Genomic DNA, 6,420 nt, shown 5'->3' with positions numbered 1-6,420 from the left:
CCTCGTCCCGCGGGTGCGTGTCCTCGTCCCCGCCCGGCCCGGCCCCGCACGGCACCGCCGACGACACCGGCCGCCTCGGCTGCGGTATGAACGCCTGCGTCTGCTCCGACGTCGGGTACGCCACCGCCCGCATCGCCGCGATCAGCTGGTCCGCGGTGGGCCGCTTCGCCGGGTCCTTCGCCAGGCAGCGCGCCACGATCGGCGCCAGCTCCGCCGGCAGCCCCGTCAGATCCGGCTCGTGGTGCACCACCTGGTACGCCACCAGATACGGGCTGTCGGAGTCGAACGGGCCGCGCCCCGTCGCCGCGTGCACGAGCACGGCCCCCAGCGCGAACACGTCCGCCGCCGGGCCCACCTCCCGCGGCCGCTGGAACTGTTCGGGCGCCATGAACGGCGGCGTCCCGATCAGCTTCCCGGTCTCCGTCCGCAGATCGCTGTCGGTCGGGCGCGAGATCCCGAAGTCGATGACCTTCGCCCCGTCCCCTGCCATCAGCACGTTGCCCGGCTTGAGGTCCCGGTGCACCACACCGGCCCGGTGGATGTCGCGCAGCGCCTCCGCCAGACCGGCCCCGAGCCGGCCCAGCTCGGCGGTGTCCAGGACCCGTTCCCGGACCCGCTGGGCGAGGGTGGGGCCGTCGATGAAGAGCGTGGCCATCCACGGCCGTTCGGCCTCGGGGTCGGCATCGACGACGGGCGCGGTGAAGGCCCCGCTCACCCGCCGGGCGGCGGCGATCTCCTGCCGGAACCGGGCCCGGAACTCGGGGTCCTCGGCGTGCTGCGCGTGCACGATCTTGACCGCGAGGCGGAGCCCCGACGTCGAGGTGGCCAGGTGCACGACGCCCATGCCGCCGGAACCGAGCACGGATTCCAGCCGGTACTGCCCGGCGTACTCCGGGAATCCCGCGCGATCGGAGCGCTGCGCCTGCATCGCCTACCACCCCCGGGCGGCGAGCCTAGTCGATGGTGCCTTCTGCGCCACAGGGTCCTGCTACCCTGCGCGAGTTGCGGAACGCAACGCTTCCGTGGGGGGAGATTTCGCATGTCCGAAGAGAACGGATCCGGCCAGCTCCAGAGCCTGGCGGGGGACTCCGGCTACCCGACGTTCCCGGTCGCCCCGGGCTACCGGGTCAACGTCCGCAGCGGCCCCGGGACCGGCTACGCCATCGTCCGCACCCTGACGTACGGCTCGTACGTCACCATCCGCTGCCAGTGCGAGGGCGAGACCGTCTCCGGTCCGTACGGCACCACCGCCATCTGGGACTGCGTCGGCAACGGCCAGTTCGTCTCCGACGCCTACGTCCGCACGGGCAGCGACGGCTACGTCGCCACGCGCTGCGCCTGACCGCCTGAAACCGCCTGACCGCCTGAAACCGCCTGACCGGCTGATCTGCTGAAGCGGGCCGCTCGTCCGGAGGCTGACCAGCCCTCGGACGGGCGGGGCGCCGGCGCGGGCCCCGGGCGATAATCGCCGGTGTGAGCGACGAGCAGCGAGACGACCGACAGGTCGAGCGACACGGCGAGCGGCCGGGCGAGCGGCCGGGCGACCGACACGGCGAGCGGCCGGGCGCACCGACCGGCCCCCGACCCGAGCCGATCCGTTTCTACGGCACCACCTGGGTGGACCACGACGGCGGCTACCACCTCCGCCGCGTCGGCCTGGCCATCGGCTCCCTCCTCGGCGCCACGGCCTCCGCCTATCTGCTGCGCTTCGCGTACGAGGGCCTGGAGATCGGCAACGTCGGGACCTTCCTGAACATCTCCGTCGTCGTCCTCTTCGCCGTCTGCAGCGCCATCGCCTTCGTCAAGACCTGGGAGTCCTTCGGCCGCCGCCCGGCGCCGTCCTCCGACGAGGCCTCCCTCAAGGGCCTCAAGGCGATCGGTTTCATCGGCTCCCTCATCGCGTACTTCCTGCGCACCCTCGGCGAGGCCCCCGGCGAGAAGCTGCACCGCGCCGAGTACGAGGCGGCCCTCGCCGCGCACGACCGCCGCCGCAGCACCCGCTCCGGCAACCCGGCGGCGCGCCGCCCCCAGCGCAAGAAGTAGCCCGCGGCCCCGTCCGGGGCGTTGACGGCCGGCACCCCCAGGAGCATTATTCATCGCATGATGAATAATTCCGCCGCGGCGGCCGCTCCCGCCGTGCACGCCCGCGGCCTCACCGTCCGCCGCGGCACCGGCCGCACCCCGCGCACGGTCCTCCACGGCATCGGCTTCGACGTCCCCCGCGGCCGCATCACCGGCCTCCTCGGCCCCTCCGGCTGCGGCAAGACCACCCTGATGCGCGCGATCGTCGGCACCCAGGCCCGGGTCACCGGCACCCTCGACGTCCTCGGCCGGCCCGCCGGCCACCCCGCCCTGCGCGCCCGCATCGGCTACGTCACCCAGGCGCCCTCCGTCTACGACGACCTCACCGTCCGGCAGAACCTCGACTACTTCGCCGCCGTCCTCACCCCCGGCCGGGCCGCCGCCGACCGCCGCCGCGCCGACGTCGAACGGGCCATCGCCGACGTCGACCTCACCGGCCGCGCCGACGCCCTGGCCCGCGACCTCTCCGGCGGCCAGCGCAACCGCGTCTCCCTCGCCGTCGCCCTCCTCGGCACCCCCGACCTGCTCGTCCTCGACGAACCCACCGTCGGCCTCGACCCCGTCCTGCGCCGCGACCTGTGGGACCTCTTCCACTCCCTCGCCGCCGACCGCGGCACCACCCTGCTCGTCTCCTCCCACGTCATGGACGAGGCCGAGCGCTGCCACGACCTGCTGCTCATGCGCGACGGCCGCATCCTCGCCCAGGACACCCCCGAGGCCCTGCGCACCCGTACCGCCTCGGCCACCGTCGAGGAGGGCTTCCTCCGCCTGGTCGACGAGGCCACCCCGACCGCCGTAGCCACCCCGACCGCCGTAGCCGCCGTACCCACGCCGCCCGCCGCGCCCGCCGAGCCCGCCGCCCAGGAGACCCAGCGATGAACCTCGCCCGTACGACCGCCACCGCGGCCCGCGTCCTGCGCCAGCTCGTCCACGACCCGCGCTCCATCGCCCTGATGCTGCTGGTCCCGGTCCTGATGCTGACCCTGCTGCGCTACGTCTTCGACGGCAGCCCGCGCACCTTCGACAGCATCGGCGCGTCCCTCCTCGGCATCTTCCCGCTGATCACGATGTTCCTGATCACCTCCATCGCGACCCTGCGCGAACGCACCAGCGGCACCCTCGAACGCCTCCTCGCCCTGCCCCTCGGCAAGGCCGACCTCATCGCCGGCTACGCCCTCGCCTTCGGCGCCATGGCCGTCGTGCAGTCCCTCCTCGCCACCGGCACCGCCCTGTGGCTCCTCGGCCTCGACGTCGTCGGCTCCCCCTGGCTGCTCCTCCTGGTCGCCCTCCTCGACGCCCTCCTCGGCACCGCCCTCGGCCTCTTCGTCTCCGCCTTCGCGGCCTCCGAGTTCCAGGCCGTCCAGTTCATGCCGGCCGTGATCTTCCCCCAGCTGCTGCTGTGCGGACTCTTCGCACCCCGCGACACCATGCAGCCCGTCCTCGACGGCCTCTCGGACGTCCTGCCCATGTCCTACGCGGTCGACGGCATGAGCCAGGTCCTCACCCACACCGACATCACCGCCGCCTTCGTCCGCGACGCCGCCGTCGTGGCCGGCTGCGCCCTGCTCGTCCTCGCCCTGGGCGCCGCCACCCTCCGCCGCCGCACCCCGTGACCGCACAGCCTGACCGCCCACCCCGACCGCATCCCGTGACCGGACTCCGGACACGCCCGCCCCGCCTCCCGTCGGAGTGCAAGGATGAGGAGGGAGTACACGCATCCCAGGCGAGGTGGAACGGGCATGACCCAGACAGTCGCGGTCCTCGGAACCGGCAAGATCGGCGAGGCGCTCCTCAGCGGCATGATCCGAGGCGGCTGGCCCGCCTCGAAGCTCCTGGTCACCGCCCGCCGCCCGGAGCGCGCGGAGGAACTGCGCACCCGCTACGGCGTCGAGGCCGTCAGCAACGCCGAGGCCGCCAAGCGCGCCGACACCCTCATCCTCACGGTCAAGCCGCAGGACATGGGCGCCCTCCTCGCCGAGCTCGCCCCGCACGTCCCCGCCGACCGCCTGATCATCAGCGGTGCCGCGGGCATCCCGACCTCCTTCTTCGAGGAGCGGCTCGCCCCCGGCACCCCGGTCGTCCGCGTCATGACCAACACCCCGGCCCTCGTGGACGAGGCCATGTCGGTCATCTCCGCCGGCAGCCACGCCGACGCCGGCCACCTCGCCCACGCCGAGGAGATCTTCGGCGGCGTCGGCAAGACCTTGCGGGTCCCCGAGTCCCAGCAGGACGCCGCCACCGCCCTGTCCGGCTCCGGCCCCGCGTACTTCTACTTCCTGGTCGAGGCCATGACCGACGCGGGCATCCTGCTCGGCCTGCCCCGCGCCCAGGCCCACGACCTCATCGTCCAGGCCGCCATCGGCGCCGCCGTGATGCTCCGCGACAGCGGCGAACACCCGGTCAAGCTCCGCGAGGCCGTCACCTCCCCGGCCGGCACCACCATCAACGCCATCGTCGAACTCGAACGCCACGGCGTCCGCGCCGCCCTCATCGCGGCCCTCGAAGCCGCCCGCGACCGCAGCCGCGAACTGGCCGCCGGCGCCAACTGACACCACCGCCGCCGTGCGGGACCCGTCGCGAGCCGGTCCCGTACGGCAAGGCGGCAGTGCAGCAGTGGCGGGGCGGCCGGCTCAGGGGGCGAGCAGCCCGATCGCCCGGTAGGCCCGGTCCACCACCGGGCGGGAGACCGCCCGGGCCCGCTCCGCCCCCTCCCGCAGCACCTTCTCCACCGCACCCGGATCGGCCGCCAGCTCGGCGTGCCGCTCCCGCACCGGCCGCAGCGTCTCCACCACCGCCTCCGCGACGTCCCGCTTCAGCGCCCCGTACCCGTCGTACCCGGCGGCCAGCTCCACCGGGTCCCCGCCGGTGCACGCGGCCAGGACGTCCAGCAGGTTCGCCGCCCCGGGCCGCTCCGCCCGGTCGTAGGAGACCCCGCCCAGGTTGTCGGTCACGGCCCGCATGACCTTGCGCGTGACGACGTCCGGCTCGTCGAGGAGATAGACGATGCCCGTGGTGACGTCGTGGGACTTGCCCATCTTTGAGGTGGGGTCCTGGAGGTCCATCACCCGCGCGGCCACCGCCGGCAGCGTCGCCCGCGGCACGGTGAACGTGTGCCCGTAGCGCTGGTTGAACCGCACGGCCAGGTCCCGGGTCAGCTCCACGTGCTGGCGCTGGTCCTCACCCACCGGCACCTCGTCCGTCCCGTAGGCGAGGATGTCCGCGGCCATCAGCACCGGGTACGTCAGCAGCGACAGCCGCACCCCCTGCCCGGACGCCTCGGCCTTCGCCGCCTTCTCCTTGTACTGGATCATGCGGCGCAGCTCGCCGTCGGACGCCGTGCACTCCAGCAGGTACGCCAGCCGGGTGTGCTCGTCCACGTGGCTCTGCACGAAGAGGGTGCACACCTGGGGATCCAGCCCGGCGGCGAGCAACAGCGTCGCCGCCTGTCGGCTGAGCCGCCGCACCCGCGCCGGGTCGTGCTCGACGGTGAGCGCGTGCAGGTCCACGACGCAGTAGAGCGTCTCGTCCGGGGCACCGGTCCCGGCAGCGGCGACCCACTGCCGTACGGCCCCCAGGTAGTTGCCCAGCGTCAGGTGCCCGGTCGGCTTGATCCCGCTGAAGATCCTGGTCATGGTCCGTCGTTCTCCCTCTGGCCGATGTCGGTGTGCGGTGTCGGTCGGGCGCCGCGACCGGCGGCCGACTGCCAGGGGGCAGAAACGCGAACGGCCGCCGAGGCGGCGGCCGTGTCGGTGCATGCGTGGGGCGGCCGCCGTCAGGCGGCCCACCAGCGAAGGCTGGACGTGAGCGCATGCGTAGTCATGCCGACCAGGGTAGACCGGGGGCGGGGGGTTGACACAAGCTTTTGAGGTCCGTAAAGTACTCCGAGTTGTCACGGAGCCGGAACGGTTCTGCGGCAGCCGTCCGCCGCCTCGTCGCGGCACCCCTACTCAGCACGATCTCCCGCTCGGGAACGAATTCGGCATGCCCGAATTTATTTTCGAGGCTCGATTATGAGCAGCCCGGGAAATCCGCTAGAGTTCGGGAGTCCGAACGGCCCAACAGCCGCAAGGGCGAACCCCCGCTGACTGGGAGTCAGGCCCGAAAGGATCTGATAGAGTCGGAAACGCCGGAAGGGAAAAGCGCGAAAGCGCCGGAACCGGAAAGCACCGAGGAAATCGGGTCCGGAAAGATCTGATAGAGTCGGAAACGCAAGAACGAAGGAAGCGCCCGGAGGGCCCGGAAACGGGAACGAAGGAAGCGTCCGCACCTTGAGAACTCAACAGCGTGCCAAAAATCAACGCCAGATATGTTGATACCCCGTCTCTCTGGAGACGAGGT

General features: G+C 72.6%; 7 protein-coding genes. 5 read left to right on the top strand and 2 right to left on the bottom strand.

What is annotated here, in order from left to right:
* Positions 1–928 (bottom strand): serine/threonine-protein kinase (locus tag EF918_RS30925; protein ID WP_148141289.1); only part of this gene is annotated, 928 nt, incomplete at its 3' end.
* A 111-nt stretch (positions 929–1,039) separates the two neighbouring features.
* On the opposite strand from EF918_RS30925, the gene EF918_RS30920 reads away from it, so the two are divergent.
* From EF918_RS30920 to proC, 5 genes are all read left to right on the top strand, one after another.
* Positions 1,040–1,342 carry an SH3 domain-containing protein gene (locus EF918_RS30920; RefSeq protein ID WP_125652236.1) on the top strand — a complete coding sequence of 101 codons (303 nt, stop codon included), beginning with the start codon at positions 1,040–1,042 and terminating at the stop codon, positions 1,340–1,342.
* 251 nt (positions 1,343–1,593) lie between these two features.
* Positions 1,594–2,043, top strand: a complete 450-nt coding sequence (locus tag EF918_RS30915) for a hypothetical protein (protein WP_125652237.1) — start codon at positions 1,594–1,596, stop codon at positions 2,041–2,043.
* Between the two features lie 57 nt (positions 2,044–2,100).
* On the top strand, positions 2,101–2,961 hold the full coding sequence (locus EF918_RS30910; protein ID WP_125652235.1) for an ABC transporter ATP-binding protein: 861 nt from the start codon (positions 2,101–2,103) through the stop codon (positions 2,959–2,961).
* A complete protein-coding gene (locus tag EF918_RS30905; protein ID WP_125652234.1) occupies positions 2,958–3,695 on the top strand; it encodes an ABC transporter permease in 738 nt (245 codons plus the stop codon). The genes EF918_RS30910 and EF918_RS30905 overlap by 4 nt, the downstream gene beginning before the upstream one ends.
* Before the next feature lie 126 nt (positions 3,696–3,821).
* A complete protein-coding gene (proC, locus tag EF918_RS30900; protein ID WP_125652233.1) occupies positions 3,822–4,631 on the top strand; it encodes a pyrroline-5-carboxylate reductase in 810 nt (269 codons plus the stop codon).
* Between the two features lie 81 nt (positions 4,632–4,712).
* Here the strand turns inward: proC and trpS are convergent, their stop codons facing one another.
* Positions 4,713–5,714 carry a tryptophan--tRNA ligase gene (gene trpS / locus EF918_RS30895; protein WP_125652232.1) on the bottom strand — a complete coding sequence of 334 codons (1,002 nt, stop codon included), beginning with the start codon at positions 5,712–5,714 and terminating at the stop codon, positions 4,713–4,715.
* Positions 5,715–6,420: the final 706 nt, after the last annotated feature.

The sequence above is a fragment of the Streptomyces sp. WAC06614 genome (assembly GCF_003949795.1).
GTDB lineage: Bacteria > Actinomycetota > Actinomycetes > Streptomycetales > Streptomycetaceae > Streptomyces.
This window is presented reverse-complemented; position numbering and strand designations above follow the sequence as displayed.